Consider the following 25,174-nt stretch of genomic DNA (forward strand, 5'->3'; position numbering starts at 1 on the left):
GTTGCGGCGTTTTGATTTTGGGGTGAACCGGAAATAAGCGGATTACAGTTCAGATGGCTTTTTGGAAGCGATGGTTTTCCAGTTATTGTTTGCAGTGGAGATATTGCCAGCAATATCTTTTGCCCAGATGGCACGGATTTTGGTATCCAGGTTGAAATACAGCTTGTTGTCGACGATGTCATAGACATCCGGGTCAGCGACAAACTTTTTGCCTATGGACGCGCCATAAGCGCAGTAGCCACCAAAGGCAGGCAGATATTTCTCTGGATTTGCCAGGAAGGTCTTTTTGTTTTCTTCACTGGTGAACAGATAATCGACACCATCAACGCTGGCGACATGATGGCCGGTGCCATGTGCCGGTTTTTCACTGGTAAAGAAGGTCGTCAAATCATAGCCACGCGCACCGATGACACTGTTTGCCACGGTATCAGCAGCACTGATGCCGGGAATCGCTGCCAGCGTCAGGATTGCCGCAGTCGATAAAACAATGGATTTGAACTTGCTGGATAGGTTGCTCAACAAGTTAGTCAATAAGTTGCGCAATCCCTTGCGCGCCAGGCTGCCAGATGCTCGGTTCATAATAGGTCCTCGTCATTAAATGTATGGGTAGCCTGATCTGTGCCACCCGGATATCAGCTTCGCCTGCGCTATGCATTGCGAATGAGCATGACTTTATAGAAGATGCTCAACACATAGAATCCCTTTGAAATACAATTAATTATTCCTATTATCGGAATAATGAAGCTATCCTCACCTTCTTAACTTGGAACGTGACGGGGATACAATAAACGATAGGCGTGCAGGCAACGCGCGTGCGGTACGCAGGCTTATGCCAACAGGTTCGCGGTAACTTTACTTAGCCAAATTACAGCTGGAGAAGATGGCTTAGGCTAGAATTCTGCTTTAATGCAAATCCCCGAGCCAAGCCGGTACCTCACAGCACTTACTGACGCATCATGAAAAAATCTCTCTACGACATTCTTGCCGTACCGCCTGATGCGACAGTAGAACAAATACTGGCGGCCTACCAGGAAGCGATCAGCAAACTGGATAGTGAAGAGAGTATCGCGCATGATCCCAACAAGAAAATCATTTTGCGTGAAGCGTTTCACGTTATCTCGCATCCGCAAAGAAGAGCATCTTATGATGCCAGTCTCGCCAAACAGGCCATAGACCGCGAAGCCCGGGAATCGGTAAGGCAACAGACCGTATCAAAAACTGCCGCGAAGAAAAGGAAGAGCTGGCTACTCCCACTGGCAGCGACTGCCATTTTGCTGCTAGGCGCAGCCGAATGGTGGTCGGTCAGGCATTACCCTGCAAAAGAAAAAAACACTGATCTGGCTACCAGCAGTACTGCAAACCCGCCAGCAATAACCGCGACAGCCAGCACTAGTGCCGGGCAAGCAGTCAATCCCGTCAACCAGTCAGCAGCAGGGGCAGACACTGCAAAATCTGCTGAAGAAATTTATGCGCAACTGTCTCCCAGCGTAGCGCTGATTTCGGTATTTAACGCCAGCGGCAATCAGGTTGCCATCGGCAGCGGTGTCGTCATCGCACCGGAAGTAGTCATCACCAATTGCCACGTGACCAAGGCCGGTGTGCAGTACAGGGCAAAAATCGGCAAGGACGATTATCCTGCGACCGTTGTGATGGCTGATGAAGAGTTTGATCTGTGTCGTTTGAGCGTGCCCGGCGCAACTGCGCCCGTTGTCAGTATGGGCAGCAGCGAGGCGCTGCGCATAGGGCAGAAAGTGTATGCACTGGGCGCACCACAGGGGCTGGACCTGACCATCAGCGATGGCATCGTTTCTGCCCTGCGCCCTCTGTCATCGGGCAAGGTCATACAGACCACGGCACCGATTTCACCGGGCTCCAGCGGCGGCGGATTATTCGATGCGTCAGGAAAACTGGTCGGCATCATGACCTTCCAGCATAAATTTGGGCAAAACCTGAATTTTGCGGTCCCGGCTGACTGGATCAATGCCATGCGTGCACGCACCAGTACTTCACTAGGCGTGGGCGCTCTGACCATCAAGGGAAATGAGAGCCAGCCTAACCCTGACAATACGCCGCCCCCAACCGCCGCACAGCAAGCCTATGCAAAGATCTTTGGCACCTGGCTTTGCTATGGCGTATTGACCGGCTACAGCATAGAGATCAACTTTGGCCGCCAAAACCGCATGACAGGCACGCTGGATGGGAAAAAATTTACAGGCAATTTCTACTTTGATGTCAAAGCCCAGTCGCTCAGTATCAGCGATATCGCTTCCGGCAAAGTCGATGAATTTACCGACAACAAGCTGGTTGTCAATGCAGGTAAAGGCGCGCGCCTGGTATGCAATAGAAAATAAGCAGCGCGATGCTACACATCGTACACATACCAGACATTATCCCTCCACCGCTCACCAGCGCGAAAAATGGTCTTCGGTGACACCCACTAAATTTTCTATCTGGCGGACAGGTGCATCGACGCTGGCCCTGACCCAGCCGCTAAAGGTGCCGATGGGCTGGACATAACGGCTGGCGGCAATCAACAGGTTTTTATTTTCTGCCCGAAAACCTTCTGGCTGGAAGTGCAGATCCAGTAAACCGTCATCGGTATGTATGTGCCATGCCGCCATGGGATTATTCTGATCAAACGCAAACTGTGCAGCCCCAAGGGCAATCAACTGACCATCCAGCCAAAGCGCATTTTCATTACGGCCAAAATACCCCGCCTGCAAATTAAAACCCAGGCCAGGCGCATGCGCGGATGCCCAGCGCCAGGCGGTTTCACGCGCCAGAAAACCATTGCTGTGGTCGTAACTGCCAATACCGCTATCCAGGGCAAACCGGCTGTCAGCCAGCCTGACCTCGCCATTTAAACGCATCGCAGCAGATTTGAAAGTCGCATGTACCGTACCACCCTCCACTTCACCAGCCGCAAACAGGCCGGGGGCGGCCTGACTGCCATTGAGCACGGCATCGATGCTGAATGCGCCACATTGCAGCGACAGGTGATAATTGTCCGTCCCTGCCACATGCTGGAAATGAATACAGTTTTTTAAAAACTGGAAGCGACAATCTGCGCCTGTTGCCGGGTGCTTATTTAATTGCGCAGTCAGACCGGGGATGCCGTCTTGCGAATAACTTGCCAGCAGTTTCCCCTGTTGACGATCAAATACATAGGCAAAGGCCGTATTCGTCCAGCCAATATCGACAATGGCAATGCCGCAGAAAATTTCTTCCGTCGCCAGCGCGACGTAATGCCAGTGCTTATGATGAAAGACCTGCCAGAGTTTGCTACGGCGATATGGTGCTGCGAGCGTGGACCAGTCTATGCATGCCGGTGCGCCGGAAAATTTTCCAAACTGCACCTGGCCTTCAGGATTCAGGACATTTGCAGGTGCCGGTGACAGGTGAGAAGTAAGCATGCCTTGCCTTCAGATTAAGATAACGCAATTCTGAAGCATACTGGCTAGAGGGTCTAGTTCAATCCAGGCATGCATCACGCAAGCCTGGATATCTATTTCAGTGAGGTAAATTAAATTCAGCAACAGAGGCCAGACGCTGCTTACTTTGGGGGTTCCAGCCAAAGCTGACATTCCACAATGCATTCGTCAGCAAAATCAGACCGGCATCAAAGCAACCATAAGGATCGGCCGGGCCACCTGAAAATAAAAATGGATAGCCGATGGCGAACACGCTGAGCACCGTGCCAACCACCAGATGCGAGGGATTGGCAAATACCTTCGCCAGAGGCAGGAAATGCAGCCCAATGATCAGCATCGCCACCGGTGTTACCCAGGCAGGCATGCCAACATTGATCAGTACATTGCTGATGACCAGGATAGCAGCCCACTGTGCTGCATTGATCCAGTGGAAGCGGCGCATCGCTGCCTGTTTATGCGGCAGCTTGCTTTCTGCCTCATGAAAAGCCTTGATCAGTTGGAAGCGGCTCAGTGCTACCCCTAGCAAGCCAAGGCCGACTACGGCAATGAGTACATACAACAGCAAACTGCCTTGAAATGCGCGCTGATTCCACAACGCCAGCCAGACACTGCCGAAGATGGAAAAAATGATGGCACCTATGGCACGGCTGGCAAGTGTGGCTTCAGTAGTAGCTTTGTATTCTGACATGGTCTCAATTCCGGTTAATGTCTCAGGGTACTTGCATCGATATGCATGAGCAAGCGAGTACAGCCAGTATGCGTAATCCGGGAAATTGCCAGTAGAACAAAGTGTCAACACTTTAAGATGACAAATGTCATTGGCGACACAAGATATTGCTTTGCCATTTTTTTCATGGCAGCATAGCCGCTGACCGAAGTAGTAAAGCTGCGACCAGACTGCAACCAGGCTACTACAAGACTGGTTCTGCATGCCGTATGTCTTGCTTTGGCTGCCAGATCATCAACAGGAGACTTACCGGTGCATATCCTCATTATTATTGTTGTACTTTTGATTCTGGCCTACGTGGTCAATCAAATGATGCAGCAAAAGCAGTCATCGCAAGGGGCTGATCCTGTCTCTGGTAATCCATCCAGTCAAGGAAACCTGGACAGACATGCCGCAGACACGGCGGTGGCCTATATCTCTGAGGGCAAATTGTTTTACAAAGCTGCCAACACAGAGATCCGGCAAATACACAGCCCCTATGTGCAAGAGATGATGGACAAGATGGAAAAGCATCGTGAGCGGCATGCATGGAAACAGAACACCAGCTTTGGTGTATCTGCGTCTGGTGGCATGCGACAGTTTGACGGCGACGCCGCCCAGGTCATTGCGACATCCGTGCAATTTGACCAGAACCGGAACATGCTCTACTTTTTGAAAGACCAGGTCATGGGTGGCCTGTTTTCCATGGATATGGAAAATGATCTTGAAAAACGTATATTGCACAGGCAAAACCTGGCATTGAATGATCTGAACCTGGATAACAATACGGGCAAGATACTGGCATCGGCTACCAGCAAGACCGGCATCGCCAATCTTGTCATGCTCAATAGCGATGGTGAGCAATACCAGGAGCTGACCGGTGGCGATACACTTGATACTGCACCGGCATGGATACCAGGTGCAGAGAAACAGATTTTGTATCAGTCAGCCGGTATCGCCCGTGACCAGCATGGCCGCCGTCTGGCTGAAGGCAATGCCAGCATACAGATGCTGGACATGAAGACCGGTTCAGTCACCCCTGTGCTCGATGATGCGCAATTTGATTACCTGCACCCACGTGTGTGCCCGCAAGGCAATCTGCATTTCATACGCCGCCCTTATGATGCGCCCCAATATGAAACGAGGAGCATGTTGCAGGACTTGCTGTTCTTTCCTTTCCGGCTACTGCGCGCAGTATTTCACTACCTGAATTTCTTTTCATTGATGTATAGCCGCAAACCCCTGACCAGCGCTTCTGGTCCTGCCATGCAGGCTGACCTGAAAGACATCATCCTCAAAGGCAAGCGTATTGATGCTGAAAAAGCTTTGCGCCGGGAAAACATGATCAATGGCATACCGTCGCTGGTACCCGCTTCATGGCAGTTAATCAGCCGTAACCGCCAGGGCTATGAAACCGTGCTGGCCACAAATGTCGTGTCTTATGATATGCGCGCCGATGGCAGCATTGTCTACTCGAACGGACGCGGCGTATTCCTGCTTGGTGGCGCGCATCAATCTGGCCTGATATTGAAAGGTGATCTGGTGGCGGACGTGATTGCTCAATAAGGCGGCCCTGGTGGACAGGGTTTGTCGCCAAACACCAGCACCTTGTAAGTCATCACACAACTTACGCATGGTAACTTCAGGTAGAATCTGTCCATTCTTGCCTGTTTAGTATGAAGACGACGCCATTATGGAAACCCAAGACCTTATTCATTCAGCGCCTGCAAAAAGGCGGCATAAAAGCCTTTCTCAAGGCCTGGTTGAAAGTATTACCAACAATATAAAAAATGCGGTCTTGAAACCTGGCGAAAAATTACCGACAGAATCCGCCATCATGGACCTGTATGGCGTCAGCCGTACTGTCGTCAGGGAAGCAATTTCACATCTGCAGGCGGCTGGACTGGTACAAACACGGCACGGCATAGGCACTTTTATTCTGGAGCCTGCGCCCAGCACCCTGGGTTTGCTGAAAGAGGCAATTGTCACCGTCAGGGATGTGCTCGACATTCTGGAATTGCGTATCAGCCTGGAAACAGAAGCTGCGTGGCTGGCGGCTTCTCGCCGCACAGAGCAGCAGGTGGTTGAACTCGCAGCTGCGCTGGACGACATCCTCAGCAAGAAAACCAGGGAAAACGAGTCAGTTAATGCCGATGTGCGCTTTCACCAGTTGATTGCGCAGGCGACTGGCAACCGCTACTTTGTTGACATCCTCAGCAACCTCGGCACCGCCATCATCCCACGCGCCAGACTAAATTCTGCAACACTCAGCATGGAAGCGGGCGCTAACTATCTGGCCCGGGTCAATCATGAGCATGAAGATATTTTCAATGCCATTTTGCGCAAAGACCCGGAGGCAGCAAGAGCGGCCATGCGCACCCATTTGAGCAATAGCAGAGAAAGATTGCGTTTGGCGCAACAACGCATAGAGGCTTCTCCCGGCTGATGTAAACACTCAGACACCTTGCTACTCAGCTATTCTGTTGCTTTGTTGCTTTGTTGCTTTGTTGCTTTGTTGCTTTGTTGCTTTGTTGCTTTGTTGCTTTGTTGCTTTGTTGCTTTGTTGCTTTGCCATTCTGATAACTTGAGCAGTGACTCGCACTGACAAGCGCCACGCTATTTTTCTGGCTGTCCCCATGCGTTTGGCCTCGTCGTTGCCATCAACGCACTGCCCAGCGGCAATTTTCTCCCAATTTTTGTATCTGATGAAAAAGTAAGCTTGCAGTTGATGATTTTAAGTTGTACGATGACGTATGACTTAAATGATTAAATATCTGACGACTGACTTGACTGCATGTCGCCATACCGTTTTCTGCATCAACGCACACGCTATTCCAACCATCCTTTCTGGAGACATCATGCATCCACAAGAACTGAAACAGATACTTTCCGCCGGCCTGCTTTCTTTCCCTTTGACTGACTTTGACGCAGCGGGTGATTTCAATGCCAAAACCTATGCTGAACGTCTTGAATGGCTGGCCCCGTACGGCGCCAGTGCGTTGTTTGCGGCGGGCGGTACCGGTGAATTTTTCTCCCTGACAGGCAATGAATATTCAAGCGTCATCAAAGTCGCGGTAGATACCTGCCGTGGCAAAGTACCCATACTGGCCGGTGCCGGTGGCCCTACCCGTACTGCCATTGCCCATGCCCAGGAAGCGCAAAGACTGGGTGCGCATGGCATTTTGCTGCTGCCCCACTACCTGACCGAAGCCAGCCAGGATGGCCTCATCGCGCATGTGCAGGAAGTGTGCCGCTCGGTGGATTTCGGCGTGGTGATTTACAACCGTGGCATTTGCCGCCTGACCGCCGATTCCCTCGAAAAACTGGCAGCAAGCTGCCCTAACCTGATCGGTTTTAAAGATGGCATAGGCGATATTGAATTGATGGTATCGATCTGGCGCCGCATGGGCGACCGCTTCAGCTACTTGGGTGGCTTGCCAACGGCCGAGGTGTATGCAGCCGCCTATAAGGCGCTGGGTGTGCCGGTCTATTCATCTGCGGTATTTAATTTCATGCCCAAACTGGCCATGGATTTCTATCATGCGATTGCGGCAGATGATCATGCGACCACGAACAGATTGCTTGATCAGTTCTTCCTGCCATATCTGGAAATTCGCAACCGCAAATCAGGTTATGCAGTCAGTATCGTCAAAGCGGGTGCGCGCCTGGTGGGTCACAGTGCCGGCCCGGTTCGTTCACCATTGACCGATTTGACGGCAGAAGAAGATGCCATGCTGCATCAATTGATACTGGCACAGGGCCCGCAATAAGCGTGCTCGTGCGACTGGTGCGTACTGGTACTCACTGGTGCAGCAGGTGCGCCTCATCATATCAATACTGTATTTGCCTGCGCCCGGCGCGCAGCACAAAAGGAGAGAGTAATGCAACTTACCGGAAAAATGTTTATCGGTAAAAACACGGTATTTGGTCTGGCCGGCACGATCAGAGCCATAGACCCTTCCATAAACCAGGAACTGGAACCGGTATTCGGTTTCGCCACAGAACATGAGGTTGAACAGGCATGCCAATTGGCTGGCCAGGCTTTTGATACCTATCGTGCGACCTCACTGGAACAGCGTGCCCGTTTTCTGGAAAGCATCGCCTCCGGCATACTTGATCTGGGCCCTGCACTGATAGAACGCGCCGCCCAGGAAACCGGTTTGCCGGTCGCCAGGCTGGAAGGGGAACGCGGCCGTACAGTGACGCAATTGCGCCTGTTTGCCAAAGTCGTGCGTGATGGTAACTGGCTTGATGCCACCATCGATACGGCCTTGCCAGAACGCATACCAGCCAGGCCAGACCTGCGTCTGCAAAAAATTGCCCTGGGGCCGGTTGCGGTGTTTGGTGCCAGCAATTTCCCTCTGGCGTTTTCTGTCGCCGGTGGCGATACTGCCTCTGCCCTGGCTGCCGGTTGTCCGGTAGTCGTCAAGGCACATAATGCCCATCTGGGCACGTCTGAACTGGTGGCTGGCGTCATACAGCAGGCTGTAGCTGACTGTGGTTTGCCAGAAGGTGTATTCTCCATGCTCATCGGGGCGGGCAGCAAGGTCGGGCAACAACTGGTCAGTCACCCTGCCATCAAGGCGGTCGGCTTTACCGGCTCACGTTCTGGCGGGCTGGCACTGGTGCACACGGCACAGCAAAGAAAAGAACCCATTCCCGTGTATGCAGAAATGAGCAGCATCAACCCGGTGTTCCTGCTGCCGGATGCATTACATGCACAAACACAGCTGGCGCAAAATTTTGTCGATTCACTGACCCTGGGTGCAGGACAATTCTGTACCAATCCAGGCCTGCTCATCGCCATCGACAGCGACGCTGCGCGTGCATTTCTCGACCAGGCCGGTGCGGCCTTGCAAAAGAAAGCGGCAGCGACCATGCTGACGCCAGGCATCTATCAGGCTTACGTCAAGGCGAGTGACAAACTGAGCGATATCGCTCAGTTGAATCTGGTTGCCAAAGGGCAGGCAGCGCAATCATCCTGCGCGGCGCAAGCGGTATTGTCAGTGTGTGACGGTGCGGCTTTTCTCAATACGCCAGCCTTGCAGGAAGAAATTTTTGGCCCTTCCTCCATCGCCATACTGTGCAAGGATTTTGCTGAAGTCGTGCAGGTCGCAGAAGCACTCGAAGGCCAGTTGACAGCCACGGTTCATGCCACAACTGCGGATCATGCACTGGCAAAAAAACTGCTGCCTGTGCTGGAAAGAAAAGCCGGACGGATATTGTTCAACGCTTTCCCGACCGGTGTCGAAGTGGCGCATGCCATGGTACATGGCGGCCCTTATCCGGCGACATCAGACAGCCGCTCTACCTCAGTCGGTGCGACAGCGATAGACCGCTTCCTGCGCCCGGTTTGCTATCAGGGTATACCGGCTGATTTATTGCCGGACGCCCTGCGTGATGACAATCCCTTGCAGTTGACCCGTATCATGGATGGGAAAATGATGACCGCCTGAAATAGGGCAAAACAACAAACGGACCTGAACATACCGGGTCTGTTTGCTGTTTGTTTTTTGATTCAGGCTGCACCAATGCAGGAAACACAAAAGTGAAACACACAAAGATGTGTCACTTTTCAAATACATATCAAGGAGACGCTCTGATGAGCCAACAAAGCCTGGGAAAATATCGCTGGACGATATGCGGCCTGCTGTTTTTTGCGACCACTGTCAATTACCTCGACCGGCAAGTGCTGAGCCTGCTGGCACCAGATTTATCAAAGGAATTTGGCTGGACCAATTCAGACTACGCCAATATCACCGCCGTATTTCAGTTCGTATATGCGATAGCGATGTTGTTTGCAGGCCGCATCGTCGACAAGATAGGGACTAAAAAAGCGTTTCTCTGGGCCATATCGATCTGGTCTGTGGGCGCGATCATGCACGCCTTTGCCGTCCCCATGGGCACGGGTCTGGCTGGTATTTTTTCCAGCCTGGGCATTGCCGCCATACCGGTGTCGATAGCTGGCTTCATGATTTCACGTGCGGTGCTGGCATTTGGCGAAGCAGGCAATTTCCCTGCGGCCATCAAGGCAACAGCAGAATATTTCCCCAAGAATGAACGCTCACTGGCGACCGGCATCTTTAATTCCGGTGCGAATATCGGGGCGATACTGGCTCCACTGACCGTACCCTGGATAGCGGAAACCTGGGGCTGGCAAACCGCCTTTGTTGCTATCGGTGCGGTAGGCTTTATCTGGATGATTTTCTGGAGTATTTTTTACGAAAAACCAGAACAGCAAAAGCGCCTTTCTGCCAGTGAACTGGCCTACATCAATAGTGGTGAAGTGCCTGCCGCTGACAATACGGCTCCCGGCACACCGGAGAAAAAGATCTCCTGGATAACACTGCTGTCTTACCGGCAAACCTGGGCATTTATCATCGGCAAATTCATGACTGATGGTGTCTGGTGGTTCTTCCTATTCTGGCTGCCCAAATATTTGCAGGCACAATACCAGATGCAAAAGACCGACATCGTCATCCCGCTGGCGGTCTTGTACAGCATGACCATGGTCGGCAGCATAGGTGGCGGCTGGTTCCCCAGTTATTTCATGAAGCGTGGTGACAGCCCGTACAATGGCCGCATGAAGGCCATGCTGGTGATTGCCCTGTTCCCGCTGGTCGTCTTACTGGCCCAGCCCCTGGGTTATCTGGGCCCCTGGATACCAGTATTACTGATTGGCATAGGCACATCAGCGCATCAGGCCTGGTCTGCCAATTTGTTTACGACTGTGTCAGATATGTTCCCCAAGAAATCGGTGGCTTCCATCGTTGGTATTGGTGGCATGGCCGGTGGGCTGGGTGGCGTGCTGGTATCGAAAGCAGGCGGCTGGTTATTCGATTACTACGGTGGCCTGGGACAAATACAAACGGGTTATACCATCATGTTTTCTTTCTGCGCCCTGGCTTACCTGATCGCCTGGAGCCTGATGAAGACCCTGGTGCCTACCCATAAAGAAATCACCGATTTATAAACACCGGACATCGCAATATGAGTCAATTTTCAGACATGGAAGTCATACCTGGTGTCAGTTGCACCGTAGGTGAGAGCCCGGTGTGGCATGCACAACAAGCAGCATGGTACTGGGTGGACATACCTGCAAAAACCATCTGGAAACTGGATGTCGCTACAGGTAATCTGTCATCCTGGCAGACATCAGAAATGGTGGCCTGCATTGCCATCAAGGACGATGGCGATTTTATCGCCGGCATGGAAAGCAGCATCTTCAAGCTGCATCTGGATGCTGACCAGCGTGCCGTAGAAACCAGGCTGGCGACGCCACCAGAACTGAAAACCGGCATGCGTTTCAATGATGGCCGTTGCGACCGGCAGGGTCGTTTCTGGAGCGGTACCATGTTCATGGACATGGCTGCTGCCAAAGCGATCGGGCAGCTGTATCGCTACAGTCAGCAGCAAGGCCTGTCAGCCCCCATCGTCAGCAACTTGCTGACGCAAAACGGCCTGGCCTGGTCGCCAGATGGCAAGACCATGTATCTGTCTGATTCTCATCCGGCCAGCCAGATGATCTGGGCATTTGACTATGATGGTAATGATGGCGTGCCGGGCAAGCAACGTGTGTTTGTCGATATGAAGACCATGCCGGGACGCCCGGACGGCGCGGCTATCGATATCGATGGCTGTTACTGGATATGTGGCAATGACGGCAGTTGTGTCTTGCGTTTTACACCAGAAGGCAAGCTCGACAGAAAGATAGACCTGCCGATGATCAAACCAGCCATGTGCAGCTTTGGCGGTGCCAATATGGACAGCTTGCTGGTCACTTCTATCGGTGCTGGCAAGGCAAGTGATGACCAATGGGCAGGAACACTGGTGCTGTTGCGCCCGGGCGTCAGCGGCATGCCGGAAACCAGGTTTTCGATGTAAGCGCGCCAGCAGCCCATCCCTGGCGCTGGCATTTTGCAATGCGCATAAGGATAGATATCCTTATGCGCATTTTTTTGCTTCAGGTGGACAATATACTGTTATGCAACTTGTCGCCTATCTGCACATTCTTCAGTGTCAAGCCCCTGACGTTGTACAGGTATAAAGGGTTCGCTGCATTCACGGGTGTGCCAAACTGGCAATCGCTGATGGTGACATCGGTCACCGGAAATACCATAGGTGATTTTTCTTCGCCATTGTAATCAGAAGCCACCGGGCCCAGTATCACCACCGCCTGGTAACAGGAAAATTGCCCAGCACTGGTTTGCACATTGCCCACTTTCACATTCGAGATATGGACATTCGTCACCACTGGCGGGCGGGTCCTGACATTGTCATTGACTGGCGCATAATCACAATCAAAAGTAATCACTGCACCGGCAGCAGTGGCAACAGTTTTCGAATGAACAGGCGAATTGGGCAAGGACGTGTAAAACGATGGACTGGTCTGCACACCATTGGGAATGGTGATGTTACGCACGAAGAAATTCTTCAGATAACCACCGCGGTTCATATTGGTCTTCAGGCGTATTGCCGTATTCAGCGGATTGCTGGCCCAGTGTATATTCTCAAAAAGGAGATTTTGCGCATACACATTTTGTATGCCACCAGCCATTTCACTACCCAACGTGACAGCGCCATGGCCGCTTTGCATGGTGCAATTCTGGATCACGATATTTTGCGACGGGCCATATTGGGTATCGAGGTTTTTACCCGCCTTGATGGCGATGCAGTCATCGCCAGAATCAAAGGTGCAGGATTCTATCAACACGTGGTCACAGGCTTCCGGGTCAAAACCATCGCTGTTCGGGCCATGGCTTTTCGCATAGACATTGCGTATCACCACATTGCGGCAATGCACGGGATGATGTTGCCAGAACGGCGTGTTATTGACCTGATAGCCCTGCATCAGCACATTCGTACATCCTATGAACTGTATCATGGGCGGGCGCAAAAAATGGCCCATGCCAAAGATGCGCTTGCCAGTAACCACGCCCGCTTCAGACAAGGCAGGCAGGTAATTTGCGTCAGCACGCCATCTGTCACCCTCGCCCTGGATATGCAGGCGCTGTTTTTCATCCAGGTGCGGTGCCAGTTTTTCCAGCGAAACGGCATTTAATTCATTGGCCGTATTTTCTGACCGTTTGCCCGTTTTGTAATTGGGCGTAGAACCCTGTGCCACGGCATTGATGGTTTTGAGCTTGCCCTTCCAAGTCCACCAGCAATCGCCACTGTCATCAAAGGGAACACCGCCTTGACCATCAAGTATGCTGGTCCAGTCGTCGCCGGTCAGGGCGATATGGTCTTGGCCATACGCATACACCATAGGTGAAAAATTCAGGCAGTCATTACTCTGCCAGCGTGAAATGACGAGATGCCCGTTTTCACCGCAATTGAAGTTACCATATCTGGCATAGTCTTCCGGCTTGTTACTGAAATAGAGGTGCGCACCAGCCTTCAGGTGCAGGTTGACGTTTGACAGCAATACGATGGGGCCTGCGCAATACCAGTTACCTGCCGGGATAATCACACGGCCACCACCTGCCTGGTGACAGGCCGTAATGGCATTGGCTATCGCCAGATAACAGTCTTTGGAACCAGCGACAGGTGTACGCAAGCTGTCTTGCTCTTCAAAAGAAATCCAGGCCTTCACAGTGTTCAGTTCGCACCTTGCTGCACCGAACTCAGTGATCAAATAATCAACCTCGCGAAACTTCAAGGGCATGGACACTCTGTCGACGATGGCTTGCGCTCTCTGCCAGGGGTCTTCTATCTGCGCTGAAGCCAGGGCCTGCCCGCTTAGAGCAGAACCACTACCTGCGATGGATAAACCTGTAATCGACATTTTTTTCAGAAAGTCTCTGCGCGGCGCTTGTTTTTTGAAATTGCTGGTCTGCTGTGTTTTCATTATAGAGTCTCTGCCTGTTATTTTTACGTATCATTCTTCCGTATTATTGAATTCGGCCAGAAAGATATTATTCGGGCTATCAGGCAAGAACGGTATTGAATAGCCTAGCCTGGCCACGGGATCTATCTTCGCTTCCAGCAAATTGGCCCAGTAATCGGCCGCCGAGTATTGTGCTGGGCGGTAAGGCAGCGTGCCGTTCTTGTTCCAGTTTGACCAGGGCTGCTGTTTATTGATGTGCGCGCCAATGACTGAATTCATCACGACCATCTTGCCGACAGATTCCAAGGTACTTTTGGTGATGGTACCGGTGGGTGGCGTATATTGATCGACATCACCAATCTCACAACGATAAGCAGGGACTGGCACCGTGCCGTAAGGTGTACAGCGCTGGTTATGGAACCATTGCCGGGAGAAATAAAACTTGCCTGCCAGTGCATAGGGGCTGCCATCATGGGTAAAGCGTACGTGATCAAAGACCAGACCATAGCGGGCTTTAACATTCGTGCTCGGCGCGCCCACATAAGATGACGAACGGTCGCCCAGGGATTTTATTTCTGACTGATAAAAGTAAGCGGTAGCATCACCAAAAATGAAATCGACATCACCTTCAATATAAGAATGGTTAAAGAACTGGCGTGCTGTTTCACCACCCTTGCCTGCCTTCATATACAGCGTATCCTGAAACCCCAGCAGGCGCACACTGTCGAAATGTACTTTGTCTGCCCCATCAAGCATCACAGCCAGCGCTTGGTGGTGAACCAGCAGCATTTGCGCATAGACACCGGTATCGGGGCAATTGCCAGGCTGGCATTCAGCACGGGCATTGCCCTTGTCCTTGTTGTAGGCGTTTTCTATGGTGATATTTTTCGCCTGAAAGCCTGGGTTTTTAACCCATAAAACAGCTGTGCCAAAAGTACCCAGTGTGGACCTGTCCCTGATACTGTCATACATGGCCGTAATGGCCGCATGGGTATGGGTAAATTGTGCACCAAATTGCGTGACGTAACTGCTGCCCGGCAATGCCGCATCAAGATTGGCACTGATACGGGTGGTGGTAGCATCGGTCCCGTAGATGGTAATTGGTGTATCCAGGGCAGGTACATAGACAAGTTCGCGGTAAATGCCCGGTTTGACAAAGATATGAATGCGCCGTTTTTTCGTCGTCGCTTTTTCAGAATCGATAACTGCCCTGCTGACTGCGGCCTGCACCTGGTTAAAGGTATGCACACCGTCTGCACTGGAGCTGGCGTCAACGATATAGTCTGGCTGCAAGCCTGGCATGGCGGCAATGGGCTCGTTTAGCGGGTCCCAGGGAGAGATTTTTTCTTCACCGGGCATGCCTGCATAGTTAAGCACTTCAGTGTAAGCAAACAGCTTTGCAGTCGCCGCATCAAGTTGCGGGCGCTTTGCGACAAAGCTCATTTCCGGAAAATCTGCAAACGCCTGATCACATTGCTTTGGATTGACTGCCTCTGTGCTGAAATCGTTCTGCATCGCCACATGCTCACGCTGTATCGTGCTCCTGGTGTCCAGCACCACATCCTGCATGCGCAAGTGTAAAGGGTGGGCTGCATCATAGCCTTGCAGGATGATGCGGCCTGGCGTCAGTGAACGTACATGCTCAAGGCTGACATCACGGTAATCCGGTATCGCACTGCCATTGGCAGTTTTATTGTAATGGGTATCCATATCGATAGGCGCACGCACATTACGCAGGCAAACATCACGGTAAGTCACATTCTGTACAACGCCGCCGCGTGAAACATCGCTCTTGATACGCAGGCCTGAGGTCGTGCCATCCATGCTGAGGTTTTCAACCAGGATATTTTTTACACCACCATTGGTTTCACTGCCTATGGACATGCCATGGCCGGAATAAAAATGATTATTCCGTATCGTGATATTTTCAGTTAGCCCATTATTACCGGCCTTGATGGCGACATTGTCGTCACCGGTACGGATATAGCTATGGGCAATCGTGATATTGCGTGAAGAGATGGGGTCTATGCCATCGGTATTACGCGCATTGGCAGGCGTATCTATACGCACGCCCCATGCAGTGAACCCATCGACCTGGTTCAGGGTTACGTGGAAGTTGGGCGAGTTTCTGAGGGTGACACGATGCAAGGTAAAATTGCCGGATTGCGTTACCTCTATCAGCCTTGGTACATTCTGCCGATTGTTTTCCTTCTGCGCACGGCGGGCAATTTGCCACCAGGATTCAGTCTTCCCCTGTATCAATTCACCACCCTGACCATCGATGATGCCATCGCCATAAATGCCGCTGCCTTGCGTATGATCGGCGGTGATGAATGGCTTGCAGCCTTTACCGCTATCATCATTGCTGCCACAAGTTTTTTGACCACGATCAAAATCCTGTGGATTGCTTGATGCAAACAGGGTCACGCCGGCGTCGATCAGCAGCGATACGCCGGTACGCAATTGCAAGGCTCCCGATACAAAGGCAGTTTTCGCATTTTTTGTGCTCAGCCTGACTGCCTGACCCGGGCGACATTGATCAATCGCTGCCTGCAATCTCGACGTATCAGCCGCCAGCGCAAGCGGTGTTCCGGGCTTGATGACATCCGCTTGTGCTGATTGCGCTGCCAGGGCAATACATACTTGCGGTGACTGGGGTTCTTTCACCTGGCGGCTGTCTTGCGCGCAGGCGTCAATACTCGCGAATGCACAAGACATAAGCAATGCGCTTGTCATGCCCGCAGACCATGTTTTCACGGAACGGGCCATTTGTTTGATGTTAGTCAGGTCAGACATTACTTGTCCTCTTTCCGGACGCTGCTGTCTAGGGATGGAATGGCGACACGCAATTCAGCAAGAACCATTTTGGAAAAAAAATCTGCGCACTTGCTGCCCAGATGGGTACGGTCAAAGAGAGGGCGTGCAGCACCGGCACGTTCTGTCTTCGCTGTGTCGTTATTCGTTGCAGCTGTAGCAATAGTAGCAGCGGTAGCAGTGGTCGTAGTGGTAGCAGGAGTTACTGACATGGCTGATGAGGGCGGTGGTGCCATCGCCAGCGTATCTGCTTCGGCCTCACCCATGGTCTGTACCGCACGATAGCTGATGGCATTCAAGTCAATCAAAGGCACATGCTGCGCAGTGGCAACGGCCATGCTGGCGTCAGCCCAGGGCCTGAGATCATTTTGCAACTGCGCGCCCTTGAAGCTGCGGCGTGTCAGCGGCGTGATCAATACCGCCTGCGCACCTGCTGCTTTCAACTCTTCCACATAGCGCGTCATGTTGACCGGGAATTCCGTTGCCAGATCGGTCGAGCGGCCAGGCTTGCCTGGCTGGTCATTATGACCAAACTGTATCAGTACCACGGTCTGGCTATATTGTGCATTGGCTTTCAACAGTGTCTGTATAACTTCCCACGAACCTTCTGCACGATAACTGCCAGAACTGCGCCCACCCTTGGCCAGGTTCAGGCAGGTCACGTCTGGTTTGAAGCGTTGGCACAATGCATCGCCATAACCACTTTTTGTTGCCATCGTCGAATCACCAACCAGGATAAGCCGCAAGGGTTTGCCAGTGGACACTGGTTGCCCCTTATTTGCATCGGTGGCGCAGGCACACAGCAGCACAGCGCTGATCGCAGTCATTGCGACAGAACGGGTAAGCAGTCTCATGAAATTCTCTATGTCTGGTAGAAAAAAGGGAGCGTCCTTCAGAAAGACGCCCCCAGGCACACTAAGTCGACAGTGTTTTGTTGTGTATCGTATTACCTATCTTGACATTCTTCAGCGTCAGTCCCTTGACGTTATACAGATATAGGGGGTGGTCTGCATTGGCAGGCGTACCAAGATCGCAATCGCTGATCGTCACATTGCTGACCGGGACGATCAGTGACGCCGGATTGCCTGGCCCATTATAGTCCGTTGCCACCGGCCCAAGTATGACTATCGCCTGGTAACAGGAAAAACTGCCGTCCCTGGTTGCCACATTACCCACCTTGATATTGGAGATATGAATGTCGGAAACCACTGGTGGCCGCGTCCTGACATTGTCATTGATGGGATCATAGCCGCAATCAATGGTGATGATGCCACCGGCAGATGTTGCCACTGATTTGCTGGGTATCGCAGACCCTGGCAAGGTTGAATAAAATGCCGGTGTCGTTCGTATGCCATTCGGTATGGTGATATTGCGCACATGCAGATTACGTAAAAAACCACCACGGCTCATATTCGATTTCAGGCGTATCGCGATATTGAGGGGGTCCGTTTTCCAGTGGCTATTTTCAAATACCAGGTTTTGCGCAAATACGTTTTGTATGCCACCCGACATGATGCTGCCGAAAGTCATTGCGCCGTGGCCACTATGCATCTTGCAGTTCTGTATCACGATATTTTGCGAAGGGCCATATTGAATATCCGGCCCCTTGCCAGAATCTACTGCGATGCAGTCATCACCGGTATCAAAGCTTGAATCTTCTATCAGCACATAGTTACAGGATTCGGGGTCAAAACCGTCACTGTTCGGCCCTATGCTGTTGGCATAGATATTCTTGACATGCACGTTACGGCAATTGACCGGATTGTGCTGCCAGAAGGGCGTGTTGGTAACCTGGTACCCCTGGAACAGGACATTGCTGCAACTGATGAATTGCACCATATGTGGCCGCAGAAAATGTCCCATGCCAAAGACGCGCTTCTCGGCAGGTACACGTGCTTCTGCCAGCGTGCGCAGGTAATTCGAATCACGACGCCATTTATCCCCCTCGCCCTGTATGAAGCGGGCTTCTTCTGCGCTCAAATGAGGGGCAACTTCTGTCAGCGAAGCCGGGTTTAAGGGATTCAGCGCAACCTCAGTCTGGCCCGGCAGGTTTTTGACATAGTCGCCACTGGCACCGGCGGCGATATCGCCAGCGGTATTCGGTTTTTCTCGCCCCTTCCACGACCACCAGCAATACGGGCTGTCAGGAAAGGCAACGCCAGCCTGACCATCCAGTATGGCAGTCCAGTCATCGCCGGTAAGCGCGATATTGTCTTGCCCATAGGCGTACACCATGGAAGAAAAATTCAGGCAATCATTGCCTTCCCAGCGGGTCATGGACAAATTGCCGTTCTGGCCGCAATTGAACTTGCCATACTTGGCATAATCAGCCGGATCATTGCTGAAGAAGACATGCGCGCCTGCGTTCAGGTGCACATTCACATTCGACAGAAGAACGATGGGGCCTGCACAATACCAGTTACCAGCCGGTATCACGACACGGCCACCGCCTGCTTTATGACAGGCAGCGATCGCCTCAGCTATCGCCGGGTAACAATCTTTGGAAGCCTTGACGGGGGTATTCAACGTCGCCTTATCGACAAAGGATACCCAGGCAACTGTGCTAGCCACCTGACAGGTTTCTGCGCCAAATGCCGTGATCACAAAATCTTCTTTGCGAAACCGCAAGGGTTTGGCAAAGCGATTGATAATGTCTTGCGCCTGCTTCCAGGGGTCGCTCTTGTTTGCCGCGGCGAACGCGCTTGCCGTCAGGCCGCTGCCCATTAAAAACCCACCCGCTGATGCGGCTTGCAGAAAAGTTCTGCGTCGGGTGTCCAGAATATTTTTCAGATTACTGTTTTGCATCATGGCTCCGCACTCCCCCTGCAAGCAAACATGCGAGCAGGAGGGAATATCGCTTTCTTAGAAGGTGTAAGTCAGACGTGCATTGAAGGCGCGGCCAATCGGGCTGGCGGCACTACTCAGATAGCCGTAGGTATAAGCACTGTGATTCGTTATCGGTGGTTTGGCATTGAGCAGATTGGTGATGCCCGCAGCGATCGTCAGGTTTTTGAAACCACGATAGCTTGCCGTCCAGTTCCAGACCGAATACGGTTCAATGTCGCGGAAATAATCTGCGGCAACCAGGTTCTGATCGTGATAGCCCGTATTGTAGTTTTGCGTCAGTTGCGAATTCCAGTTACCTTGCGCCCATGACAGCGTCATGGTGTGTTTCCAGCGGAAAGTGATGATAGGGAAACTGCTGGTCGTGCCGTTGCTGGCGACACCAAAACGCCCGACGTTGGAAATATACGCGCTGTCTTTTTCCAGTTGATTGTCAAACTGTGTCAGATAGGTGCCATCTATCCTGAACCTGAATTCACCAACCGAAGTTTTTGGCAAAGCATATGCCAGACTGACGTCTATACCTGAAGCCTTTTGCCCACCGAGGTTCATGGTGATGTTCTTGATATATGCCAGAGAACCATCGGCATTGCGTACGAACAGATCAGCGTATTTGGTCGGATTTAGAAAATACACTTGCTCTGGCAAGTTCGCCAGCATGTCTTTCATTTCTATGTGCCAGTAATCGGCAGAAATGGTCAGGTCTTTCATCGGTTCAACCACGACACCCAGGGTCGCACCGCGTGAAGTTTCAGGTATCAGGTCAGGGTTGCTACCTGTCTGGCGTGGCAATGCCACATTACACACTGCCGAAGCCACCAGGCCTGGCAAAGCCTTGCCAGTACCAGCCACACCAGGGGTACCACCCGGACACTGAACAGGGTCATCCCATTTTGCGGCAGTGGTGGCGTTGGCACCGGCAACACGATAACCATAGCGGTCAAACAAGGTGGGTGCGCGGAAACCTGTATTGGCAGAACCACGGAACATCAGCGACTTCATAGGCTGATAACGGAAACTGGCCTTGGGGTTGACGGTATTGCCGAAATCGCTGAAATGATCGTCACGTACTGCCACGTTCAGGTTCAGTTCTTTAGTCAGCGGGATTTCCATTTCAGCATATGCTGCGGCGACATTTCTTGCGCCCTGGCCATGCGCTGGCCCGGAGGCAGCATAAGTCACCACTGAGGTGATGTCAGTCTTGGTATCTTCTGTCGTATCCCTGTGGAAATCAGTGCCCAGGGCCAGGGTCAGCGGCCCGCCGGCAAGCGTCATCAGCTCAGTTGAAGCAGTAAAGTCGACGCCCGTGTAAGTGCTGATGGAATGACGGTTTTGTGCACCATCAACCGAAATACTTTTCAGGTAGGCTTTGCCGTTTGCATCCTGCAAACCAAATGGATTCAATGAGCCATTGGCGATGCCGGTCAGCAAGCCCGGGCCATTCACGTAGCCTGATTCATAATAATTATCACGCTGGCTGTTCCCGTAAACGAAGCCTGCTTTATAGTCCCAATTGCCGAAACGGCCCTCATCATTGAGGGTGACGCGCTGGTTGAGTTGCACATCCTTGGTGGTCGCCTCAGCCAGATCGGCGACACTCCAGGTAACGGTTAAAGGCTCACCTTTCAGACCGGCGACAGCAGGCACGCCACCACTTCCACCCGGATACCATTTGCTCGTTGACGGAAGTATGGCGTTGACACCGTTGGCCGCCAGGCTGGTCGTCGGATTTTTCGTACCCAGAATCTGTTCCTGACCGCGCATGTAATCAATCGTGATGACATGATCTTCACTCAGTTTTTTTGTGCCTTTTGCATAGAAAGTCACTTGCTCATTACCATACAGCGCAGTGCCATAATAAGCCGCATTCAGTATGCAGGTATTTTTAGCACCCTGTATCGAATACGGCCCGACGCAGCCTGAGGCATAGTAAGGGTTGGCAGCCGTCTTGTTGGTGGCTGTTGTAAAGTTGGCGGGCATGGCATAACCACCACTACCCAGGGTTGGCGCACGGCCTATGCTGGTCAATATGTCCGGGGTACTGAGATCAGCACGATCCGATGCCAGCAAACGGCTGCGACGGTGCGCATCGATCGTACCGTACAGGTTCCAGCCATCTTTATTCAGGTCGCCGGTGCCGAAAGTGGCACTGAAGCGTTGCTCGTCCCCACCACCGGATTGTTGTGGTTTTACCGCCTGTGCAGAAACGGATGTACCGTTAAAAGTGCGCTTGGTAATGAAGTTGACCACGCCACCAATCGCGTCAGAGCCGTAGATGGAAGACGCACCGTCGCGCAGGATTTCCACGCGGGCAATCGCACTCATAGGTATAACATCGAGATTGGCGTACCCATCGGCAATCGCTTCATTGGCCAGGCGACGGCCATTCAGCAACACCAGGGTGCGGTTGACACCCAGGCCACGCAGATTGATGTTGGTACCGGACCCCGCATTGGATGGTGCCAGTGAAGCAGATTCAGGCAAGGACATCATCAGGTCGGCCAATGTGGTCATGCCGCGTTTTTCCAGCTCTTCACCAGTCACCATGGTGACCGGCAGCGAAGCTTCGCTAGCGAGACGTTTGATGGAAGAACCCGTTACTTCCACCCTTTGCAGTTCTTGCGCACTGGCCTGGCTGACCACGGTCAACACTGCCAGGGCAATGGACGACAGTACAAACACAGGCCGCGTATTTCTGTTAACGATTTTATCGTTGTTATGGTATTTCATTGTCTGGTCTCCTCCTGATTTTTTCATGGAATGCATGCGCCCACGTAAAACGTGGAGCACTAGTCGGAGCACCTCGCGTACTCTGTGCCACTGCAACGAGGATGGACGACAAAGTTCCACCGAGGTTGCAGCCGGTCAAATTTAAAAAAACTTATTTGGAAAATAGTCGCAAATGTTTGCCTTTGCTTTGACTTCTATCCTCGTGAAAATGTCCTTGTAACTCTTTCCAGATGCGCACGCATGGCCTTTCTGGCGGCGGCCGGGTCATGCGAGGCTATCGCCTCCAGAATATTTCTATGATCTGTCAGTGTTTGCTGACGCAAATCTTCTGTCTGAAAATGCTCCTTTAATTTATGCCATAAACGGCCCCGCTGATTCCACAGGTATTCAATCGTGCCGACCAGGGCGCTGTTCCCCGTCGCTCTGGCTATCGCCATATGGAAATTGCGGTCGGCATTTTCATTGCTGGAATAATTCGCATGATGCTTTTCCATTTCCAGCACGGCTTTCAAAATTTCATCGATGGCTGAATCCGTCGCCACGCGGGCGGCAATCGCCGCCACTTCTGATTCAATCAAACGACGTGCTGACAAGACTTCAAATGGCCCCGGCCCCACTTCGGGCAAATCAGGCAACTGCTCTGGCGCTTCACTGACATACACACCTGAACCACCGCGCACTTCAATCACCCCGCCCAGTTCCAGTGCGATCAAGGCCTCACGCAAGGATGCACGGCTCACGCTGAGTTTGGTTGCCAGATCGCGCTCAGACGGAAGACGCTCGCCGGCAGCAATATTTTCTTCGGCAATCAAAGCTTGAATCCGGTCGGCAACCACACGGTAAAGCCTTGGTTCGTGAGACGCGGATTCGTTTGAATTATTTTTTTTCATCATGGTGTTGAGAAAATAAGGAAAGCTTAATAAAAAGCATTTCGGTCTGACCCATTCTAATGTGGTCAGACCAAATATGCAATGTGGACTAGCCAAATATTTTTATTGGTGGCATACTCGCCACAAATGCAGCAAAGAAAATGACAGCGAGATCATAACGTATCCGAGAAAAAACAGGTCAAATTCATCACATTTTCATAGATGAATATCCAGATTTTCCAATCAGCAGCTTGTCGCGGAATAATCAAAAATGCGAGTCAAAGAAAATTGATCATTTTTTATTTTGGTATGACCAATTCATCGTAATCGCTGGATTTCAAACAAAACAAATTGCATAAAAAAGACAATAAGCCCGCCGGAAAGAGAAAAATGACGACCCCTAACCCGAAATTGCCGCTTTATATATGTATGCATAGCAATGACAACGTTGCGATTATTGCCAATGACGGGGGCTTGCCTGCGGGATCGATCTTCCCTTCTGGTCTGCAATTAAAGGAAAACGTCCCGCAGGGGCATAAACTGGCATTGCATGACATAGAAGAAGGGCAGGCAATTACCCGCTATAACGTCACCATAGGCTACGCCGTCAGAACCATACCCCAGGGTAGTTGGGTGGAAGAATCACTGATACGCATGCCGGCAGCAAGGCAGCTTGTTGATTTGCCGATTGCCACGGTACAGGCGCCAAAAAGCGAACCGCTGGAGGGCTATACCTTTCTAGGTTATAAAAACGCAGATGGCAGTGTGGGCACACGCAACATATTGGCCATTACCACCACCGTGCAATGTGTGGCCGGGGTGGTTGAACACGCGGTCAAACGCATCAAGGAAGAATTGTTACCGTCTTACCCCAATGTCGATGATGTCGTCGGGCTGGAACACACTTATGGCTGCGGCGTCGCCATTGATGCACCGGGTGCTGCCATCCCTATCCGTACAGTGCGTAATATCAGCCTGAATCCGAATTTCGGTGGGCAGGCCATGGTAGTCAGCCTGGGCTGCGAGAAACTGCAACCTACCCGCTTATTCCCGAAAGGGACTATCCCCATACAGCATGGTGGTGAACCTGCCGTGGTTTGCTTGCAGGACCAGGCTTATGTGGGCTTTCAGGCGATGATCTCGGCCATCATGGCTACCGCCGAAAAGCAACTGGCAGAATTGAATGCGCGCAGGCGTGAGCCCTGTCCGGCTGCTGATCTCGTGGTAGGCGTGCAATGTGGCGGCAGCGACGCCTTCTCTGGCGTGACGGCCAACCCCGCAGTGGGCTTTGCGACAGACTTGCTGGTCAGGGCGGGTGCAAGCGTCATGTTTTCAGAAGTAACCGAAGTGCGCGACGGCATAGACCAGTTGACGTCACGTGCTGCCAACGCCGAAGTGGCCGCTGCCATGATACGTGAAATGGAATGGTATGACGAATACCTGAAACGCGGTGGCGTAGACCGCAGCGCCAACACCACGCCTGGCAATAAAAAGGGCGGGCTGTCGAATATCGTCGAAAAAGCCATGGGCTCTATCGTCAAATCCGGCACCAGCACGATTTCAGGCGTACTATCGCCGGGTGAAAAGCTTACACAAAAAGGCTTGATTTACGCGGCAACACCCGCCAGTGATTTCATCTGCGGCACACTGCAACTGGCAGCGGGCATGAATATGCATGTGTTCACCACAGGCCGCGGCACACCGTATGGGCTGGCCGCAGTACCCGTCATCAAAGTCGCCACCAGGGATGAACTGGCAAAACGCTGGCACGATCTCATGGATATCAATGCCGGAAAAATCGCCAATGGCGAAGCGACCATTGAGGACATAGGCTGGGAATTATTCCAGCTCATGCTCGATGTTGCCAGCGGCAAGAAAACCTGGGCAGAACACTGGAAGCTGCATAACGCGCTGGTCCTGTTCAATCCAGCCCCCATAACCTGAAGGCACT

Annotated in this window: 17 protein-coding genes; 8 read left to right on the forward strand and 9 right to left on the reverse strand. The window is 52.1% G+C overall.

What is annotated here, in order from left to right; all coding sequences use genetic code 11:
• Positions 1-42 precede the first annotated feature (42 nt).
• Positions 43-579, reverse strand: a complete 537-nt coding sequence (locus tag ACO0LH_RS04310; protein WP_422939798.1) for a YHS domain-containing (seleno)protein — start codon at positions 577-579, stop codon at positions 43-45.
• A gap of 377 nt (positions 580-956) precedes the next feature.
• Between ACO0LH_RS04310 and ACO0LH_RS04315 the strand changes: the two genes are divergently transcribed.
• Positions 957-2,351 (forward strand): trypsin-like peptidase domain-containing protein, encoded by a 1,395-nt coding sequence (locus ACO0LH_RS04315; RefSeq protein WP_422939799.1) that lies wholly within the window; start codon positions 957-959, stop codon positions 2,349-2,351.
• Positions 2,352-2,402: 51 nt separating this feature from the next.
• On the opposite strand, the gene ACO0LH_RS04320 is transcribed toward ACO0LH_RS04315, so the two are convergent.
• Complete coding sequence (locus tag ACO0LH_RS04320) at positions 2,403-3,413, reverse strand: DUF2804 domain-containing protein (RefSeq protein WP_422939800.1); 1,011 nt, start codon at positions 3,411-3,413, stop codon at positions 2,403-2,405.
• Positions 3,414-3,510: 97 nt separating this feature from the next.
• Positions 3,511-4,119, reverse strand: coding sequence for a hypothetical protein (locus tag ACO0LH_RS04325; protein ID WP_422939801.1), 609 nt, complete (start codon positions 4,117-4,119; stop codon positions 3,511-3,513).
• Positions 4,120-4,410: 291 nt separating this feature from the next.
• Here ACO0LH_RS04325 and ACO0LH_RS04330 point away from each other — a divergent pair, with 291 nt between their 5' ends.
• From ACO0LH_RS04330 to ACO0LH_RS04355, 6 genes are all read left to right on the forward strand, one after another.
• A complete protein-coding gene (locus ACO0LH_RS04330) occupies positions 4,411-5,703 on the forward strand; it encodes a hypothetical protein (RefSeq protein ID WP_422939802.1) in 1,293 nt (430 codons plus the stop codon).
• Between the two features lie 127 nt (positions 5,704-5,830).
• Entirely contained in the window at positions 5,831-6,583 is a 753-nt protein-coding gene (locus tag ACO0LH_RS04335) for a FadR/GntR family transcriptional regulator (RefSeq protein WP_422939803.1), read from the forward strand.
• 412 nt (positions 6,584-6,995) lie between these two features.
• Positions 6,996-7,907, forward strand: coding sequence for a 5-dehydro-4-deoxyglucarate dehydratase (gene kdgD / locus ACO0LH_RS04340; protein WP_422939804.1), 912 nt, complete (start codon positions 6,996-6,998; stop codon positions 7,905-7,907).
• A 111-nt stretch (positions 7,908-8,018) separates the two neighbouring features.
• Positions 8,019-9,593 (forward strand): aldehyde dehydrogenase (NADP(+)), encoded by a 1,575-nt coding sequence (locus tag ACO0LH_RS04345; protein WP_422939805.1) that lies wholly within the window; start codon positions 8,019-8,021, stop codon positions 9,591-9,593.
• A gap of 50 nt (positions 9,594-9,643) precedes the next feature.
• A complete protein-coding gene (locus ACO0LH_RS04350) occupies positions 9,644-11,110 on the forward strand; it encodes an MFS transporter (RefSeq protein WP_422939806.1) in 1,467 nt (488 codons plus the stop codon).
• A gap of 17 nt (positions 11,111-11,127) precedes the next feature.
• The gene (locus ACO0LH_RS04355) at positions 11,128-12,021 is read left to right on the forward strand and encodes an SMP-30/gluconolactonase/LRE family protein (RefSeq protein WP_422939807.1); all 894 of its coding nucleotides are present in this window, start codon (positions 11,128-11,130) and stop codon (positions 12,019-12,021) included.
• Positions 12,022-12,100: 79 nt separating this feature from the next.
• On the opposite strand, the gene ACO0LH_RS04360 is transcribed toward ACO0LH_RS04355, so the two are convergent.
• The 6 genes from ACO0LH_RS04360 to ACO0LH_RS04385 form a co-directional block, all read right to left on the reverse strand.
• Positions 12,101-13,987 (reverse strand): glycoside hydrolase family 28 protein, encoded by a 1,887-nt coding sequence (locus ACO0LH_RS04360; protein WP_422939808.1) that lies wholly within the window; start codon positions 13,985-13,987, stop codon positions 12,101-12,103.
• A 30-nt stretch (positions 13,988-14,017) separates the two neighbouring features.
• Positions 14,018-16,762, reverse strand: a complete 2,745-nt coding sequence (locus ACO0LH_RS04365; protein ID WP_422939809.1) for a pectinesterase family protein — start codon at positions 16,760-16,762, stop codon at positions 14,018-14,020.
• Positions 16,762-17,634 (reverse strand): rhamnogalacturonan acetylesterase, encoded by an 873-nt coding sequence (locus ACO0LH_RS04370; RefSeq protein WP_422939810.1) that lies wholly within the window; start codon positions 17,632-17,634, stop codon positions 16,762-16,764. Before ACO0LH_RS04370 ends, ACO0LH_RS04365 begins: the two co-directional genes overlap by 1 nt.
• Before the next feature lie 61 nt (positions 17,635-17,695).
• Positions 17,696-19,585: a glycoside hydrolase family 28 protein gene (locus ACO0LH_RS04375; RefSeq protein ID WP_422939811.1), complete on the reverse strand. Its 1,890-nt coding sequence runs from the start codon at positions 19,583-19,585 to the stop codon at positions 17,696-17,698.
• A gap of 57 nt (positions 19,586-19,642) precedes the next feature.
• Complete coding sequence (locus ACO0LH_RS04380) at positions 19,643-22,354, reverse strand: TonB-dependent receptor plug domain-containing protein (RefSeq protein ID WP_422939812.1); 2,712 nt, start codon at positions 22,352-22,354, stop codon at positions 19,643-19,645.
• Positions 22,355-22,548: 194 nt separating this feature from the next.
• Positions 22,549-23,247, reverse strand: coding sequence for a FadR/GntR family transcriptional regulator (locus ACO0LH_RS04385; RefSeq protein WP_422939813.1), 699 nt, complete (start codon positions 23,245-23,247; stop codon positions 22,549-22,551).
• Positions 23,248-23,613: 366 nt separating this feature from the next.
• Between ACO0LH_RS04385 and garD the strand changes: the two genes are divergently transcribed.
• Complete coding sequence (gene garD, locus ACO0LH_RS04390) at positions 23,614-25,167, forward strand: galactarate dehydratase (protein WP_422939814.1); 1,554 nt, start codon at positions 23,614-23,616, stop codon at positions 25,165-25,167.
• Positions 25,168-25,174 lie beyond the last annotated feature (7 nt).

This window comes from Undibacterium sp. TJN19 (assembly GCF_049339485.1).
Taxonomy (GTDB): domain Bacteria; phylum Pseudomonadota; class Gammaproteobacteria; order Burkholderiales; family Burkholderiaceae_D; genus Undibacterium.